Below are 17,088 nucleotides of genomic sequence, written 5' to 3' on the forward strand. Positions count from 1 at the left end.
ATGGAAAAAGTACTGTCGGGCAGGATCGCGCTGGTCACGGGCGCAAGCCAGGGATTCGGCCTCGAAGTCGCACGGTCATTTTTGTCGGCGGGTGCCGATTTGATGCTGTGTGCCCGGGATATGGAATTGCTGGAAAGTGCGCGCGCCGAACTGGCAAGTTCGGCTGAAGCGGGGCAACGAATTCTTGCCATGGCGGCCGATGTTTCGAATGCGCAACAGGTTCGAACTCTGGTCGATGCGACCATCAACGAACTCGGTGGCTTGCACATTCTCGTGAATAACGCTGGCATCTACGGTCCGAAAGGTCAGATCGAAGATGTAGACTGGCATTCCTGGACCCAGGCGATCGAGATCAACGTGTACGGCTCGATCTTGATGTGCAAGGCAGCATTGCCGCATCTCAAGGCTCAGGCGTACGGAAAGATTATTCAGTTGTCCGGCGGTGGTGCGACAAGCCCGATGCCTCGCATCAGCGCGTATGCGGTATCGAAGGCCGCGATTGTGAGGTTTGCCGAGACTCTCGCGGAGGAAGTACGAGGCACCGGCATCGATGTCAACTCGATTGCGCCAGGGGCCTTGAATACCCGGATGCTTGACGAAGTGCTTGAAGCGGGACCCGCGAGAGTCGGGAGGGACTTCTATGAACGCGCCATCAAGCAGAAGGACACGGGGGGCGTGCCATTGCACCGTGGCGCTGAACTCGCCGTCTTTCTGGCGTCTGGTGCGAGCGATGGAATTACGGGCAAGCTCATTAGCGCCGTGTGGGATAACTGGGAGCATTGGCCCGACCATCTGGAAAAGCTATCGAGTAGCGATGTCTACACGCTTCGGCGCATCGTCGGGCGCGACCGCGGATTTGAGGTGGGTGACAAATGAGTGCCAACACCACATTCGGTATCGGAATCATTGGTTGCGGTCTAATCGGGCAGAAGCGGGCGAAGGCGCTTGGCCCCAACGGCAAACTGGTTGCCTGTGCCGACGTTGACCTTGCCAGGGCGGAGGGTCTTGCAAAAAGTGCCAATGCGCAGGCCTTTTCCAACTGGCGCGAACTGCTCGCGTCGCGTGATGTTCAGATCGTCGTGATAGCGACTCTTCATGATTCGCTTGCGGAACTGACTTGTGCGGCGATTCAGGCGGGTAAGCACGTGCTTGTCGAAAAGCCAGCTGCGAGATCGTCGATAGAACTCGAACCCGTATTGCACGCCGCGAAGAATAGCGGCGTGAAAGTTCGCGTCGGCTTCAATCATCGCTACCATCGGGCTCTGCTCAAGGCCAGGGAAATTGTCGACTCCGGTGTATTGGGCGACCTCATGTTCATCCGGGCACGGTACGGTCACGGCGCACGGATCGGTTACGACAGGGAATGGCGCGCAGATCCCCGGCTTTCCGGCGGAGGCGAACTGATTGACCAGGGGCCTCACCTCATCGACCTCTCGCGCTGGTTCCTCGGCGACTTCAACGAGGTTCAGGGTTTCGCGCATACGTACTACTGGGACATGCCGGTGGACGACAACGGATTCATGATTCTCAAGACGCCTGCGAAGCAGGTTGCGTTCTTGCACGCCTCGTGTACGGAATGGAAGAATCTGTTTTCGATGGAGATATATGGAAAAGGGGGCAAGCTCGACATTTCCGGCCTCGGTGGAAGCTATGGAGTCGAGCGGCTGACCCACTACAAAATGCTTCCAGAAATGGGGCCGCCCGAGACAACGTCCTGGGAATATCCAATGGCGGACAATTCCTGGCTCGTGGAGATGACGGAGTTTTACGAGGACATTCGCGTTGGCCGTCAGCCGGCAGCGGGGCTCGGCGATGCGCATGCAGCGTTAGAAATCATCGAACGGATCTATAGGGAGTCGGGATATGATCATCGCGCGTAGTCCATTGCGTATATCGTTGGGCGGTGGAGGCACCGACCTTCCGTCGTACTATCGCGAACACGAGGGGTTCCTGGTATCGGCGGCGATCGACAAGTACGTGTACGTGACTGTTATGCGCCCGTTCGCTGAAGGGATCTATCTTAAGTATTCACAGCTCGAGCAAGTCGAGAAGATCGCGGATGTCAAGCATCCCATCATTCGCGAAGCGCTTCAGATCCTGGACTTCAAGACTCCTCAGGTTGAAATCACCACGCTCGCGGATATTCCGGCCGGCACGGGTCTGGGTTCGTCCGGCAGTTTTACGACGGCTTTGCTCAAGGCGCTGTACACCCATCGCAAACGTTGCCTGCATCAGGAAGAGTTGGCCGCGCTCGCGTGCCACATCGAGATTGATCGGCTCGCGCAGCCGATTGGCAAGCAGGATCAATACATTGCCGCGGTTGGCGGCGTTACATGTTTTACCTTTCATCAGGACGACAGAGTTACCGCGACGCCTCTGAAGCTAAGACCCGACTCGATGTTTGATCTCGAGGACAATCTACTGCTGTTCTTCACGGGCTATTCACGAAGCGCTAGCGGCATATTGAAGGATCAGCAGGTTCGCTCGGAAAAAAACGACGCGGAAATGCTCAACAACCTGCACTACGTAAAGGAACTCGGGTATCGCAGCAAGGAGGCGCTGGAGACCGGAAACATGATCCAGTTCGGGGAGTTGATGCATGAGCACTGGGAGCACAAAAAGAAGCGCTCCGGTGGCATGAGCAATCCGAAGATCGACGAATGGTACGACCTTGCGATCAGGAACGGTGCGGTCGGCGGTAAACTCGTCGGCGCTGGAGGTGGCGGATTCCTGATGTTCCTCGCGCATGACCGCAACAAGCTGCGACGTACTATGGCAGCCTCCGGGCTTGAGGAAGTGCGCTTCCGTTTTGATTTCGAGGGCACGAAAGTCGTGCTTTCGTCATGACATTGCCCGTAGCCATTCTCGCCGGCGGTCTTGCGACAAGACTCCGGCCGATTACGGAGAAGATACCCAAGGCGCTGGTCGACGTCGCCGGCGAACCTTTCGTGTTTCGGCAACTGCGGTACTTGCGTGACCAAGGAATCCGTCGCGTGGTGCTGTGTGTCGGTTTCCTCGGGGAATTGGTCCAGGACGCGGTAGGAGACGGCTCGCAGTTTGACATTGACGTTGCGTATTCCACTGATGGGGACATCCTGCTCGGCACGGGCGGTGCGCTGAAACGCGCGCTTCCGTTGCTAGGAGAACACTTCTTCGTTCTTTACGGAGACTCGTTTCTTCCTGTGGATTTCGCCCCCATAGAGATCGCTTTCATGGCCAGTGGAAAGAAGGCGCTCATGACCGTTCTGAAAAATGAAGATCGGTGGGATAAAAGTAATGTTCTGTTTCGCGATGGGAACCTTGTTGAATACAACAAGCGCGATCCGCGGCTCGAGATGGAGTACATTGACTACGGACTAGGCGCTCTGGATGGCGGAGCGCTCGACACCTACCCGGACGATAAGCCGTTCGACCTTGCCGATGTTTATCACACGCTGTCGCTCGAACATCAGTTGGCCGGATACGAAGTACATCAACGTTTCTATGAGATCGGTTCGCACTCTGGTCTTAAGGAGGCCGAAATGTTTTTCTCAAGGAGGGTCGGGTAATGGGCTACGCGCAGCAACACCTGAACGAAGCAATTGAGATCATCCAGAAGATGGATGTGCCGGCAATCGAGAACATGGCGGAACTGCTAGCTACCGTGAAGAAAGATGGCGGACGTATTTTCTTCCTGGGTGTGGGCGGTAGCGCGGGAAATTGCTCTCACGCCGTGAACGATTTCCGGAAGATCGTTGGTATCGAGTCGTACGCTCCGACGGACAACGTATCGGAACTGACCGCACGCACGAATGACGAAGGATGGTCGACGATTTTCGTCGAATGGCTCAAGACGAGTAAGCTGCTTGCGAAAGACGCCGTCTTTATCTTTTCGGTCGGCGGAGGCAATCTCGAGAAGAACATCAGCCCCAACCTCGTCGAAGCCTTGAAGTTCGCGAAGACGGTCGGCGCGAGGATCACTGGCGTGGTTGGGCGCGACGGCGGGTATACGGCGCAGGTAGCGGACGCATGCGTGATCGTTCCGACGGTCAACTCGGAGACGATCACGCCTCACGCCGAAGCGTTTCAGGCTGTTGTGTGGCACCTGCTTGTGTCTCACCCGGCACTCAAGGCCAATCAGACGAAGTGGGAATCCGCTACCGCTGCGGTCAAGTAAATGAGGCGCGCGATCTTTCTGGATCGGGACGGTGTCATCAATCGCTCGGTCGTGCGTGACGGCAAACCGTATCCACCGTCTTCGGTGGCCGAGGTCGTCATTCTGCCGGGTGTTGCGGAGGCACTTGCGGCCCTCCACGACGCAGGTTACCTGTTGATCGTGGTGACGAACCAACCCGATGTGGCGCGTGGCACGACGTCCAAGGCTGCGGTCGAAGCGATCAACCATCATCTGAATGCGCATTTGACACTCGACGAGTTTCGGACCTGCTATCACGACAGCACTGACGGGTGCGACTGCCGAAAACCACAGCCCGGATCGCTGCTGTCGGCCGCTTCGCAGTATTCGATCGATCTGAGTCGAAGCTATATGGTTGGCGACAGGTGGCGAGACATCGAAGCGGGAACTCGCGCCGGCTGCAAAACGATATTCATCGACTACGGCTACGACGAGAAGCGGCCGGAAGCGCCAGATTTCATCGTGACGTCTCTGCTGGAGGCGTCAAAAATTATCTTGAGGGAGACGTTATGAATACGGCTAGCGATCTGAAAATCAAGATCTTCGCAGACGGTGCGGACAAGGGCGGCATGCTTGAGATGTACGCAAAGTCGTTCGTCAAGGGCTTGACCACGAATCCGACGCTGATGAAAAAAGCGGGCATTACTGATTACAGGGCTTTCTGCAAAGACATTCTCGTTTCCATCAAGGACAAGCCACTGTCGTTCGAAGTCTTCTCGGACGATTTCGCGGAAATGGAGCGCCAGGCGTTGGAGATCGCGAGCTGGGGCGACAACGTGTACGTCAAGATTCCGGTGACCAATACCAAGCGCGAAACCTGCTATTCACTTGTCACGAAACTCGCGGCGCAGCAGGTCAAGCTGAACGTGACCGCGTTGATGACGCTGACTCAGGTTCGTGATGTAGCGGCTTCGCTCGACCCGAATGTGCCAAGCTACGTGTCCGTATTTGCAGGCCGTATTGCCGATACTGGGCGCGATCCTGTGCCGTTGATGGCGGCAGCCGTGGAGCAACTGAAGGTGGCACCGGCGGCCGAACTTATCTGGGCTAGTCCGCGGGAACTGATGAATATTTTCCAGGCAGACGCGATTGGTTGTCAGATCATTACGGTTACGAACGACATTCTGAAGAAGTTGTCGTTGGTTGGTTATGATTTGGACGAGTACTCGCTTGATACGGTGAAGATGTTCTATAACGACGCCGTTGCGGCTGGATTCAAGTTGTAGGCGCTAGTAGATTGGTGGAGATACCGGCGTGGCGCCTGCACAAATTATCCCTTCTCCACAATCACTTGCTGATCTGTGGCTAGACGAAAGTCGCACGCTGACGAGTCACTTCGGCGTGCGACGTAGTTTGCGAGGGTACGAGTCGTTGACACAACAAAGGAGGCGCAACGGGCTATCCTTGTAGCATAAGTTTCTGCTGGATTGAGCGTTGTCGCATTACTCCGAAGCGCGAATAAGCGACGAGGCGCCGGATTCGGCAATAGCGGATAGCGAAAATTTAAGAAGTCTAACGCTCCTGAATCGGGCGATACTCACTACAAAGGGCGGCGACGAACACGCAACACCCAGGATGGTCCCGCCTACCCAGAAATTGTTCAACCAACTCGAAATTTGGCGAAAGAAAATCACGAGTAATTCGCTCTTCGTGATGAATATTGAGGATGGGTTAAAGGAACTTAATATTAGTTCTGAGAATTCGCAAATATGAAGGCGGAATGAAGGAACCCCTGTCGGTGATGCTGGTAAATCGAGACGCATCCGCAGTGGAACAGAATGAAATAAGTCTCTAACTTGTTATCTACACAAATGCGATGAGGTTGTGGTGATCGAGTTACTCGTTGGACTTACTTTTCTACTCATGCTTTGGGTATTGGGCCGTAGTCTGATTATTGCTTGCAATGCAAATGGCTACGATTGGCTCGATATGCCAATCGGACTTGGCCTCGCGGGTTTGATTGGCAATTTTTTATATTTTGGAATCGGGCTGGCAGTTCATTGGATTCAACTGTTGTTTTTGTGCGCTTTGTTCCCGTGTTTGGTGACGATTTTCCGCCGTGGCGTTCGACGCAGCGAATGGATGCGCTTGTTGGCCGTGTGTGGGGTCTTTTTTTTGCTCGCCGCTCCCGCATATATAGGGGGTGAGCAATATTATGTATTTCGCGGAAATCACTGGGATCATTTTAACTATATTGACCAGGCGCTCACTTTTAGAGATAACCGGTACATCGTGTATCGGGACGTGCCGGTAGATAAATTCTTGGCTAAAGATGTTTGGGTGCATGGGCTGCGATTAATTAACATGCGACCCGCCGTTGGGTTGATATTTTCCCTGACGTTGCCGGAAAATCGGGGAAATCTTCATTTGCTCGCATTTCTGTATGTCACCGCGCTCTGGGCTCTGGCTTTTCCGGCGGTTTGCTTCGCATGGGAACGCATTCTGACAGCATATAAAATCAGCGAGCACCGGCTCCTACTTTCAATAGTTTTTCCGCTTGCCTATGTTGTCGGTTTTTGGGGGCAGTATATTTTTGACATAAACGCCTGGTCACAAATGGCATCTCTGTCGTTGCAGCTTGCGTTCGTCTTTGCGTACCTTGGATTGCTGCGAAAATTGGCCGATCCGCCTACGCACCACGATCGATCTCTTACTTCCGATTATATTGTGACAGGTCTACTGGCCGCAGGCGCGTTTCTATATTATCCGGAAAATGCGGTGATGCAGGCTGTGTTGCTGTTAGCTTCAACAATCCTGTGGTTCGCAATTACCCGTAAAACTCCGCCCGTCAGGGCTGTCGCATCGTTCGCATTCGTTTTTTCAACACTGTTGCTGATCGCAGTTCTTCCTAACTGGCAGGCTACGGCGGGGTTTGTGATCGGACAGATAAAATTCGGATCCGCTCCGGCTCCCGCGAACTGGGCGACATATTTCGACAGTTATTGGTTGGGCTTGTACGGATCGACAGGTTACTATACTAAAGTAATCAACTTCATTCTCGCATGGGGTGGGATGTTTTTTGCGTGTCCAAACTACTCCGCGCCTCTTTGGCTGAGGGGCGGCTGGATCGCAATTTCTACAGGCGTGGCAGCGTTATTACTTTATAATTTGATAATTTGTCTGCTTGTTCGGTTTAAAGAAAACCGAGAGGCTATGTTTTTGAAAGGGTTTGTGATTTTTGGTGTTGCTATTCTTTTTTATATCGGCATTAGTGGCGCTATATGGTCGATGGGGAGGGCGCTTTCGTACTTGTCGCCATATATATTTTTGGTGATTTGCCTGGGTTGGATTGAGGTTAATAACAAATTGAAAATTACCTCGTCCAGGAAAGATATTTTTAATGGCGTCGCCAGAAGATTGTTTGTGGGATTCTTTGTAATCTCACAGATTGTGTTCGGTGCCAATCGACTATGGGCCGCCCGTGATCGCAATGGCATAGGCTACGATAACGCGACCTATCCATCCATCCAGGATATCTCGTTGAAAATTGAATACCTTTGGACTGTTGGATCTGGCCGGTATTCGGCGTGCAAGGGCGTCCATTTGCTTAACTATCCGGGGGCGATTTATTTTGAATATTTTAAACAGAAGATGACTTATTTAGGTGTTCCCTATTTTTCATCTTTGCCCGTCTTCACAGATATTGGAGGTAGAAAGGAAGTGGGTCGCCAGCAGTCGATTTTTACCGACTGCGACGTCGTGTTTAGGAGAACATCTTCAGGTAAATGGGGCGTGGAATCTACCGAGCCCGCAATCGACGGCGTTATTAAGTTTACTAACCGTTCTCCGTAAGTTGGATTCGAGCGGCTTGCTGAGTCTGAGGCATCGGGGAGTTGGAATAACGGAGAGGCCGATCGGATAATGCTTCCTGAGTTCCTGTGACCTGCCCTGCGATTTTCTGACCAGTTGGAACTTGAGCGAAAGGCTTCCTACGAAAAGAAGGAAGTCGTGGAGAAGAGCCGGTTTACGGACGAGCAGATGGTCACGATGCTGCGAGAGGTGGCCGCGCAAATTCGGACAGCCGGACAAGTGGTTTGACCGGGGCCCGAGCCAGCGATAATGCTGGCAAAGGAACCGAGGAAATGACGAAGAGAACCCGACGGACGCACTCAGCGGCGTTCAAAGCGAAAGTGGCACTGGCGGCGGTCAAGGGCGAGCGGACGCTGGCCGAACTGGCGCAGCAGTTTCATGTGCACCCGAACCAGATCACGGAATGGAAGCGGCAACTGCAGGAGCGCGCGGTGGACGTGTTTGGCGCGGCCAGCGCGCCGTCGAGCGAGCCGCCGGTGGATGTGAAGACGCTGCACGCGAAGATCGGGCAGTTGACGCTGGAGAATGATTTTGTAAGCGTCGCGCTCACCAAGTCGCGATTGCTGAGCGCAAAGCGATGATCGACCGAACGCATGCGCTACCCGTTTCGCAATAGGCGCGGCTGGTTGGCATCGCAAGATCGAGCGCGTATTACCGGCCGCAGCCGGTCAGCAAGGCCGATCAGTTGCTGATGCGACGAATCGACGAACTGCACATGGAGTTTCCGTTTGCCGGAGCACGGATGCTGGCGCGGCTGTTGCGCCGGGAAGGCCATGAAGTGGGTAGTCGTCGCGTGCGCACGCTGATGAAGCGCATGGGCGTGGAGGCGCTGTACTGCAAGCCGAACACGAGCCGCCGCAACGCACAGCACAGGATCTGGCCGTATCTGCTGCGCGGCCTGAAGATCGAGCGGGCCAACCAGGCGTGGGCACTCGACACTACGTACATTACGATGGCGCGCGGTTTCGCGTACCTGACGGCAGTGGTGGACTGGGCGAGCCGCAAGATACTCGCGCACCGGGTCGCCATCACCCTGGAAGCTGTGCACGCCGTCGAGGCGCTGGAAGAAACGTTCGCCCGCTACGGGCTGCCGGACATCGTGAACACCGATCAGGGTAGCCAGTTCACGGCAGGCGCGTTCACCGAGGCCGTGCAGGGCCGGGGCGTCCGGCTGTCGATGGACGGCAAGGGAAGCTGGTGCGACAAAGTGTTCGTTGAACGGGTATGGCGCAGCATCAAGTACGAGGAGGTCTACCTGAGAGCGTACGAGCCGGTCAGCCATGCCCGACCCTCCATTGGCGACTACATTGAGCTGTATAACCGCAAACGGCCCCATTCGAACCTGGCGGATCAGACGCCGGATGAGGCATACTTCAGGACGCTGTCTGCGATCAAATCGGCAGCATGATTGCCCCGGGCGTTCCACTTAAAAATCTCAGAACACTGTCTGAACGAGCGAGGCCACCTCTCAGCTTTACTTTTCTAACGGCGTCTTTGTTACGGAAAGATTGGTAAATCCAACGCCCAGTTCACGCGTGTCTCCGCTCGATGGATCGAGGGACATGGGTGATGTAGCGTTCGGAAGTTGCAACTCAACTAGGAGCTGTCGATTCTCATAGCCCGAAAGATCGCTTTTCCGAAATGGGATGCTGACCCACTGCGGCCCGCGGACAATCATGTTCGACCTTTCTCCTTGCCCCCAAACGGCCGTCACGTTCTGAATTCCCGAGTTAGCCGCAGGATATGGCTGGACATGTAAATTTAAGTACCGCACGCCGTCCGTAGACGCAATTTCATCATCCATTAGCAGTCCAATTTTCAGGCGCTTGCCGTCGCTCCAACGTCCCCACGGTTCAATTCCACTCATGCCGGCGTTGATATAGAGCGCAGGAACATTCTTTTTGAAGGAATAGTCGGCGCCTAATTTCAAGCTTGGGGCGCGGAAGTACAGACAGCCGACGCCTGCAATGCTGACTGAGTCCGCATCCGCTGGGCAGGTGTCGCCTTCAATAAACAACGGAGTGGCCGGAGTGATCTTTTCCGGCGAGAGTGCTTCCTGAGGGTAGTAGCTATGACTTAGCAGATGAAGCGTTTTGGAATGGACAAAATAGACCGGAAAAAACGTAGAAGACATGGTTAACATATCAACGTACAACTCGTTGGTGTTCCCTATCATGTCGAGCGCTCGAAGGTTTGCGTAGCTCGCTGGAAACTCATCCAAAGCACGTTCGGTGCGGTAGTGATACGCGACATTTAATCCCAGCAGCAATAATCCGACGCTGACGGAGATGAAGGGTACACGACGGGCCACGCCACTATTTGCCGCAGCTATGCCCGCTACCGATGCGAGAGCGAACGGTGCGAGAAATAGCGGAATGTATGATGCAAGCTTCCACTGCTGATACGAAGGCCCGGTCCGGAAGAAGTATGCAAAATACAGGAGGAACGAAAAGGCAGACAGCAGCAGGAAGACGTGACGGCTGCCAGATCTCTGTTTGGTGCGTGCTGAAAAGAAGAGGACGGTTGCAAAAAGTACGGTCAGCGCGATTACATTAAGGACCTGCGAGTGACGGGCATGAATTTCGAGGCCGGTCGGCAATCCGAAGATCGCCGCAGGTCCAATAAAATCGAGCGGCCAACCGAACGTGTACTTGTCTGAAATGAAGAAAAGGAGCGTGAACATGTCGCGGGCGTGCCATGGATCGAGAATCATCGGAACGACCGACGACACCACGATGGCAGCCATCCATTTGCTTGCGTCCCTGACTTTCAATAGCAGCGAAGCGCTTATATCCTGTTTATCAACAGAAAAGAGGGAAAGCAGGACAAACACGCCTTGCAGCCCTGTGCCGATTACATAAAGCGGAGGATATGTAAAGAAGAGAAGCAAATGGTATGGCGCGAAGCTGCAGACCACGCTGTTCCATTTACGTTGCTTGTTGTCGAAGAGTAGCTCTGCTGTTTTTCCTAGCAGTAAGATGACAAAGAGTTCAGCAATAATGGTGGAAAGAAAATAATTTCCGACGATGTATCGAAGGAAAGGCCCGCTGACGAACAAAACGCCCACGGCGGCAGCCAACGATCGCGGAATTTCGAAATTTCTCCAGATTACCCAAGTGATAGCGCAGCCTGCGAGCGCTGCCATCGCGATAATTGCAGGCATGGCGGCACGCATGGTCTCGGCATTAAAGAATATCGAGAAGCCGTTGATAATATAAAATGCCGCGGGTGTGAAAGCTACCATCGGAGACAGCGGTTGGGTGAGCGAAAATCCAGCGATGTGAGATTGACCAAGCTTCTGTAAGTATTGTGCTATATTGATGTAATTAAAAATATCATTATTAAAAATTCTGGCTATTGGTAGCCGATCAGGGGTGGCCGGGGGTAAGGTAAAAATATAGTTTGTGATATAGAAAAATACATACAGGCCAACCCAGAACAGCGAGTCGCTATTGATAATATTCTTTAAATTGATGGCAATTGCCTTGCGTCTGCAAATGAGCAGAATAATAGTAAGGAAAACTAAACCAATGGCCGCCGCGGATGCCGGGATCTGAAGCCTGAGGCTATACCAGAACCAAAGGACCGCAAGCGACGCTCCTATCGCCGTTCCGTGAGGAACGGAATAGACAGCCCCTTTCGTCTTGGGCGGGGTTGCGGCAATGCACAGGACGTACAGCCATGCGATTAAAATCAATCCGGCGCCGGCACCAGTTATTATGTTCCAAATGTGCGCTAGTATCATCTGCGATTTATTTTCCGGTTAATGCGATCACGAAATCCACGTTATTGTTCTCGTTGTGGTTCGCTGGCGTTCGGATAATTTTGGAGCAAAGAATAAATGGTCTCCGGTGTAATTCTCAATGGCTTGTGATTCCGGTTTGATGCTGGCGTAAGCCTTGAGAATTGCCTCCAGCGCAATATGCCATATTGCAGTTACTGTAAAACTATACCACGGCTATCCTAAGCGTGGTCCGATCCTCCTAAGTGGTCAGCGCTGAATAATGCGTTTTGTACATTGTCGGCGTCAGGCGACGGGAATGAACAACGCGAGACGACCCAGGATGCCAAAAATCCACTGTTTACCGAGTGGCATCCAGATCAGTGAGCGCTTTCCCGATCTGATAGCATAGTAAGCCCGCTCTGAACGAGCTGCGGAGCTTTGAACCGCAGGGCTTTCCGCGGAAATGGTGTTGTTGATATTTTCGACCTAGACTGCAGACGATCCCAAAAGGAGAGTGCTACATGATCTATAGCGACGACGAAGTTCAGACGTTTCTTCAGGAACCTTTTTCGGCGGGTCGCGCAGTCGGCAGGTTGTTGTTCGATTTTGGCGTCATGGCCTCTGCCATGAAGCGAGATGTGCTGGGATACCCGATACTTGATTTCGGCTCGGGAACGGCGTGGATCTCGGAGTTCTGTGCCCGAATGGGATTTGAGACGGTGTCGTTCGACATTCACGGCGACCTGAAGGCCTGCGTCGAAGGAAGAATTGCATGCGATAAGCGCGTTGATGGGAGGTTGCTGAGCTTCGTTCACGGTGATGGACACGAGATGCCGTTCGAATCGAACAAGTTTGGGCATTTGCTCTGCTACGACACGCTCCACCACATGCATACCTATCCAAGAGTGTTCTCGGAATATTTCCGCGTGTTATGTCCTGGCGGTAGAGCTGTATTCGTTGAACCCGGGGCGAGGCATAGCCGTTCACCGGAAACGATCGCGTTCGTCGAGGAGATGAAAAAGCACGATCCAACATGGATCGAGCGAGACGTGGTGCTTGAAGAGATCGACCAAATCGCGCGGGAGACTGGTTTCACGGCAGGCCTCACGATCATTCCGATGCCGCACCCACTTGCGTTCCAGACCTACAATCTCGCAGAATGGACTGCCTTCCGTAAGGGCGACAAGTTGCAGCGCCTCCGCTTAACCGATCAACTGGCGGAATTGAATTATTGGGACCGCGTTATTTTCTACGTCGACAAGCCTGCCTGAGTGGCGTTGGTGCCCCGCACGACCCACAATTGTTTCATGCGAGAGATCCCGCATGATGTCCTCGACGTCGTTGGAACGTTTCCTGAAGGGATTATCCCGACGCGACGCAGCGCGCCCTTCTCTGTGAACAGGCCGCTGATCTCGGCGTAGGCGCTGCATTCAACCTTAACGATGGCATGTTGTTGAGTGGCTTCACACCATAAGCAGCCGTTGGCCATGGCCGCATAGTTTCAAATTTCGAGCGTACGCTAACCCGGCGTACGCTCGACTACCTTAGAATCCAGCGATAAATCGATTTAGCCATTTCCTGTGAAATGCGGCGATTCCACTTCAACGCCGCCGATATCGAATTGACACCCAACCGGAGAATAAAGGACTTCTTGTTCCTTTCCTTGGAGTAGCGCTGCTCGACCACGACGTGCGCGTAGTTAAAAAGCCATCGATCTGGCACTTTGCCGAATAGCTGCTTGAACATGTCATTTATTTCGGCGTGCACCTTTACGCGTGACCCTAGCGTTTTGTTGTCCGCGTAGAGCCGGGAGCCTGCAAGCTTCTCGGGAAGCAAAGCGAAGCGAACACCTGCCTTGCCCAACCTCAACCAGTACGCGTAGTCCATGCAATAGTGCAGGGCTTCATCAAGTAGGCCATGCTGATCGATAACACGTCGCCGGAAAAACAGCGCAGGTTGGCAGATGAAGCAAGTCTGCTTAAGACGCTCGAAATTCCAGGGTTCCGTCGGGTACTCCTCAAACGGGCGATCGTCGAGATCGATATGGTCGGCAAGGCCATAGACCACATCAACCTCGGGATTTTGTTCAAAAAACGCCACCACTCGCGCAATTGCACCGGGGTAGTAGATGTCATCGGAGTTCAACCAGCCGATGATCTCTCCGTTGGTAGCGCGGATACCCTGATTAACCGCGTCCGTTTGACCGTTGTCTTTCTTTGACACCCACCGTACTTCTGGCGTGAAGTGCTCGAGGACAGCGACGGTATTATCGGAACTGCCTCCATCGAACACTACATGTTCAATTTCCGCGCCGCCTTGTGAGGCAACGCTTTGCAGCGTCCGCTCGATAAATTGTCCCTGGTTATAGGACGGCGTAACGATGCTCACTTTCATGCCATTGCCTTTTGCGGATACAGCTCGATGCGCGTTGAGTCGCCAGACAGGATGCTGCAACGCTCCAGCATTACGGTGAGTTCACGTTGATCGCCTCCCAGTCCACAACTCTGCGGAACAAAGGTTGGGGTAAGCCTGAGTTCGAAGTGGTCGCCATCGTGCTTGATTGGCCAAGAGATTACAGTCTCGGAGCCACGTTTGAACTTTATGGGAGCACCGTTTGGCTTCCCTTCCCGGAATGCCTGTACCGTCAGCGTTCGTTGCGGCAACCAATCGGGCGCCATGAACCGGAGTTCCACTTTCTGGACGCCTGCGAGCGGAGCAGTTTGCACCTTTAGACTGTCGCCGAGCCAGCCGTCGGCGTGCACACCGGTTAGCAGATTCTCGTTTCGCGGTTGGCCCATCGCATCCTGGAACAACGTCCAGTATTCATCTGCCATGCGTTTCGAGTCCGAGAATTCGGCCACGCGCGCTCTCCCTGCCTCCACTAGCCGGGCACGTAGCGCGTCATCGTGAACGAGAGAACTCATTGCGGCTGCCATCGCACTGGGAATACGCGGATCAAAGAGAATCGCCGCATCAGCCGCCACTTCCGGAAGCGACGTGGTGTTGCTGCACGCGACCGGGACCCCTGCAGCCATTGCTTCAAGGACCGGAAGACCAAAGCCCTCATAGAGCGACGGAAAGACCACGCCGCTGCAATTCGATATCAGGGCCGACAACTCTGCGCCAGGCAAGTACCCTGGGAATATCACTCGATCACCGATATTCATGCCGTGCGCTGCGCTCTTCAACCATTCCTGGCGCGGACCGGGTGCGCCGGTGCAAACCAGTTTGATGTCCGTCGAGAGCCTGCCGTCGGCGCAAGCCATACCGAATGCGGTTAACAGCATTTCGTGGTTCTTATGCTTCCAGAAATTAGCCGGGTAGATCAAATATTGGCGACGTGTGAGGCCCAAATTATTCAGAACTTCCGTATTCTGACCCGATTCCGGCGCAATCCGCTGCGCCATGCGTAAATGAATGGTACGGATACGCGACGGATCAAGCTCGCCGTGTGTGATTGCCGAGTGCCGCGAATAGTCGGAAATTGCCGCGAGTGCGGTCGCACGACGCGAAGCATCGGTAAATGTTTGTGACCGATGCGCCACGTCCTCCGGCGCGAAGAACTCCGGATAAGTTTTGTACTGGAGATCGTAGATAGTGCAGACCGTTGGAATGCCAGGTTCGTAGTATGTGGGCGCTGTAAACGGGCAAAAGAGCAGATCGACTTCCAGATCGCGCAACAACGTTCCGGCACCGCGTCGCTTCAGGTTCCTGTTGAGCAAATATCCGGCGCGACCGAGCACACGCCGAAGCCTGCCACCTATCAACGGCGTGATGCGCGAAGCGATTCGCCTTAGGCGTGGTCGAACGGAGCTGGCTTGGGCCGCACCAATGACCATTCTGCGCTCCACATTTGGCCGATCGAGAGCCGCCAGTTCTTCGTGAGATGCTGCTTGGGTAAGCAGAATAAACCGCGTATCCGGTGCCATCGCCGTTATCTGACGGAGCAAATCCAGCACAAAAATTTTTGCTCCGCCATTCTCACCACCAGGTAGAATGGGTGTGAGGTCCACCGCAACCTTGAGAGGTACTTTGCTCATGGCTGTTTAATCCGGGTTTCGAGCTTTTTCGCTTCCCGCCACCGTGCGATTTTCGCCAATAAACGAAACGCACGATGACCAAACAACCTCCGAAGGTCCGTTTCGAGCGAGTGAATCTCCTCGTCTCGGGCAGCGGTTTCTGCTTTCAACTTATCAACTGAACTCGCCAATGCCGTAACGCTTTCGGTTTTTGCGTTTCGGTCGGCCTCTGCAGTGGCGAGCCGGGCAATCAGTCTGTAAATCTGTTCGTTTCGCCTGGCGCGGTCGGCTTCAACCTCTTTGATTATCCGGGAAAGCGTCTCGACTTGCTCACCACGCCCGGCGCGGTCGGCCTCAACCTCTTTGATTATCCGGGAAAGCGTCTCGATCTGTTCACCACGCCCGGCGCGGTCGGCTTCAACCTCTTTGATTATCCGGGAAAGCGTCTCGATCTGTTCACCACGTGCAGCGCGGTCGGCTTCGGATTCTTTTACCATCCGCGTAAGTGTCTCGATTTGTTCGCCGCGCGCGATCCGGTCGGACTCGGAGGCCAATTCGCGCTCGCGCAAGTCAAGCAGAGCCAAAGTCATGCGCCCATTGGGCACGGCCATCAGTGCGGCCTCAACTTCCTGCGGCGCATGAGTTTGCAGCGGAACTCGGCTGACCGCGAAAAACATATCGTAGCGGCTAAAGATCGCCGGCTCGAATTGCATGTGTTCGGCGCCGATCTGCCGGAACAGACGTGTCGCAGATTCCGCAGTAAACAGGAAGAGGTGCTCGTCAGATTTCAACTGCTCAAGAAACGCGCCGTTTGCTTCCAGGAGTTCGGTGTACTTCATCTCTCGCTTGAATTGCGGAGTCTGGATCAGCAACACGCCGTCAGGCTTCAACAGCTTTAAACAGTGGGTCAGCGTGGCGACCGGATCCGGCAGATGCTCCATCACGTCCATAAGCGCTATGACATCGACGCTTCCTTCCGGGATGTCAAGATTCTCGACTGGTCCGACGTAGATGGGAACGTTGAACGTCTTCTTGCCGAAATCGACAACCCAAGGGCTCATTTCCACCCCGGACGCTTCAAACCCTGCATGGCGCAACAAAGCGACGAAGCTGCCATGAGAGCAGCCAAGTTCCATCACTTTGGACCCGGGCAATCGATATTTCAGAAGCGCCTTCAACCAATGGAGATTACGCTCTGTCAGGTCAGTGCGAGCTCGCTTGTAGATATCGGGAAACCTGAGATCTTCACTTTGATGCTCCAGCCAGTAGGCCTTGCCGTAGAAATCGGCCTCGTCGTCGCTTACCGTCAGTTCTTCCGGAGTCAAACCCACGAGTGAAACCAGCGTTCCGCACGCACCGCA

13 protein-coding genes and 1 pseudogene are annotated in these 17,088 nt (G+C 54.1%); 10 read left to right on the plus strand and 4 right to left on the minus strand.

Translation table 11 applies throughout. The features are described 5' to 3' along the window. The 9 genes and pseudogenes from D1Y85_RS04825 to D1Y85_RS04865 all read left to right on the plus strand — a co-directional run bounded on the left by D1Y85_RS04825 (nucleotide 1) and on the right by D1Y85_RS04865 (nucleotide 9,392). Entirely contained in the window at nucleotides 1-876 is an 876-nt protein-coding gene (locus tag D1Y85_RS04825) for an SDR family NAD(P)-dependent oxidoreductase (RefSeq protein ID WP_124149912.1), read from the plus strand. Continuing rightward, a complete protein-coding gene (locus D1Y85_RS04830) occupies nucleotides 873-1,880 on the plus strand; it encodes a Gfo/Idh/MocA family protein (protein ID WP_124149913.1) in 1,008 nt (335 codons plus the stop codon). Before D1Y85_RS04825 ends, D1Y85_RS04830 begins: the two co-directional genes overlap by 4 nt. Continuing rightward, on the plus strand, nucleotides 1,864-2,847 hold the full coding sequence (locus tag D1Y85_RS04835; protein WP_124149914.1) for a GHMP family kinase ATP-binding protein: 984 nt from the start codon (nucleotides 1,864-1,866) through the stop codon (nucleotides 2,845-2,847). Before D1Y85_RS04830 ends, D1Y85_RS04835 begins: the two co-directional genes overlap by 17 nt. Beyond that, the gene (locus D1Y85_RS04840; RefSeq protein WP_124149915.1) at nucleotides 2,844-3,548 is read left to right on the plus strand and encodes a nucleotidyltransferase family protein; all 705 of its coding nucleotides are present in this window, start codon (nucleotides 2,844-2,846) and stop codon (nucleotides 3,546-3,548) included. Before D1Y85_RS04835 ends, D1Y85_RS04840 begins: the two co-directional genes overlap by 4 nt. Next, a complete protein-coding gene (locus D1Y85_RS04845; protein WP_124149916.1) occupies nucleotides 3,548-4,156 on the plus strand; it encodes an SIS domain-containing protein in 609 nt (202 codons plus the stop codon). Before D1Y85_RS04840 ends, D1Y85_RS04845 begins: the two co-directional genes overlap by 1 nt. Beyond that, complete coding sequence (locus D1Y85_RS04850) at nucleotides 4,157-4,687, plus strand: D-glycero-alpha-D-manno-heptose-1,7-bisphosphate 7-phosphatase (RefSeq protein WP_124149917.1); 531 nt, start codon at nucleotides 4,157-4,159, stop codon at nucleotides 4,685-4,687. Continuing rightward, on the plus strand, nucleotides 4,684-5,400 hold the full coding sequence (locus D1Y85_RS04855) for a transaldolase (RefSeq protein ID WP_124149918.1): 717 nt from the start codon (nucleotides 4,684-4,686) through the stop codon (nucleotides 5,398-5,400). Before D1Y85_RS04850 ends, D1Y85_RS04855 begins: the two co-directional genes overlap by 4 nt. A 601-nt stretch (nucleotides 5,401-6,001) precedes the next feature. Continuing rightward, nucleotides 6,002-7,966, plus strand: a complete 1,965-nt coding sequence (locus tag D1Y85_RS04860) for a hypothetical protein (protein ID WP_124149919.1) — start codon at nucleotides 6,002-6,004, stop codon at nucleotides 7,964-7,966. 290 nt (nucleotides 7,967-8,256) lie between these two features. Further along, nucleotides 8,257-9,392: pseudogene (locus D1Y85_RS04865) on the plus strand (IS3 family transposase). 66 nt (nucleotides 9,393-9,458) lie between these two features. On the opposite strand, the gene D1Y85_RS04870 reads toward D1Y85_RS04865, so the two are convergent. Next, on the minus strand, nucleotides 9,459-11,729 hold the full coding sequence (locus D1Y85_RS04870; protein ID WP_124149920.1) for a hypothetical protein: 2,271 nt from the start codon (nucleotides 11,727-11,729) through the stop codon (nucleotides 9,459-9,461). A 500-nt stretch (nucleotides 11,730-12,229) separates the two neighbouring features. On the opposite strand from D1Y85_RS04870, the gene D1Y85_RS04875 reads away from it, so the two are divergent. Continuing rightward, complete coding sequence (locus D1Y85_RS04875) at nucleotides 12,230-12,979, plus strand: class I SAM-dependent methyltransferase (RefSeq protein WP_124149921.1); 750 nt, start codon at nucleotides 12,230-12,232, stop codon at nucleotides 12,977-12,979. Nucleotides 12,980-13,247: 268 nt separating this feature from the next. On the opposite strand, the gene D1Y85_RS04880 is transcribed toward D1Y85_RS04875, so the two are convergent. Genes D1Y85_RS04880 through D1Y85_RS04890 form a run of 3 tightly spaced genes read right to left on the minus strand, consistent with a single transcriptional unit; the run spans nucleotide 13,248 to nucleotide 17,058 of the window. Continuing rightward, the gene (locus D1Y85_RS04880; protein ID WP_124149922.1) at nucleotides 13,248-14,102 is read right to left on the minus strand and encodes a glycosyltransferase family 2 protein; all 855 of its coding nucleotides are present in this window, start codon (nucleotides 14,100-14,102) and stop codon (nucleotides 13,248-13,250) included. Further along, nucleotides 14,099-15,748 carry a glycosyltransferase family 4 protein gene (locus D1Y85_RS04885; protein WP_246024783.1) on the minus strand — a complete coding sequence of 550 codons (1,650 nt, stop codon included), beginning with the start codon at nucleotides 15,746-15,748 and terminating at the stop codon, nucleotides 14,099-14,101. The genes D1Y85_RS04880 and D1Y85_RS04885 overlap by 4 nt, the downstream gene beginning before the upstream one ends. Then, a complete protein-coding gene (locus D1Y85_RS04890) occupies nucleotides 15,745-17,058 on the minus strand; it encodes a class I SAM-dependent methyltransferase (RefSeq protein WP_185218909.1) in 1,314 nt (437 codons plus the stop codon). The genes D1Y85_RS04885 and D1Y85_RS04890 overlap by 4 nt, the downstream gene beginning before the upstream one ends. Nucleotides 17,059-17,088 lie beyond the last annotated feature (30 nt).

It is taken from the genome of Paraburkholderia dinghuensis (assembly GCF_003837865.1).
GTDB lineage: Bacteria > Pseudomonadota > Gammaproteobacteria > Burkholderiales > Burkholderiaceae > Paraburkholderia > Paraburkholderia dinghuensis.

Bases quoted from the DNA above. Each gene is read 5' to 3' on its own strand.
- D1Y85_RS04850 (WP_124149917.1), top strand. From the start codon at position 4,157: ATGAGGCGCGCGATCTTTCTGGATCGGGACGGTGTCATCAATCGCTCG.
- D1Y85_RS04885 (WP_246024783.1), bottom strand. From the start codon at position 15,748: ATGAGCAAAGTACCTCTCAAGGTTGCGGTGGACCTCACACCCATTCTA.
- D1Y85_RS04845 (WP_124149916.1), top strand. From the start codon at position 3,548: ATGGGCTACGCGCAGCAACACCTGAACGAAGCAATTGAGATCATCCAG.
- D1Y85_RS04830 (WP_124149913.1), top strand. From the start codon at position 873: ATGAGTGCCAACACCACATTCGGTATCGGAATCATTGGTTGCGGTCTA.
- D1Y85_RS04840 (WP_124149915.1), top strand. From the start codon at position 2,844: ATGACATTGCCCGTAGCCATTCTCGCCGGCGGTCTTGCGACAAGACTC.
- D1Y85_RS04825 (WP_124149912.1), top strand. From the start codon at position 1: ATGGAAAAAGTACTGTCGGGCAGGATCGCGCTGGTCACGGGCGCAAGC.
- D1Y85_RS04835 (WP_124149914.1), top strand. From the start codon at position 1,864: ATGATCATCGCGCGTAGTCCATTGCGTATATCGTTGGGCGGTGGAGGC.
- D1Y85_RS04880 (WP_124149922.1), bottom strand. From the start codon at position 14,102: ATGAAAGTGAGCATCGTTACGCCGTCCTATAACCAGGGACAATTTATC.
- D1Y85_RS04870 (WP_124149920.1), bottom strand. From the start codon at position 11,729: ATGATACTAGCGCACATTTGGAACATAATAACTGGTGCCGGCGCCGGA.
- D1Y85_RS04855 (WP_124149918.1), top strand. From the start codon at position 4,684: ATGAATACGGCTAGCGATCTGAAAATCAAGATCTTCGCAGACGGTGCG.
- D1Y85_RS04875 (WP_124149921.1), top strand. From the start codon at position 12,230: ATGATCTATAGCGACGACGAAGTTCAGACGTTTCTTCAGGAACCTTTT.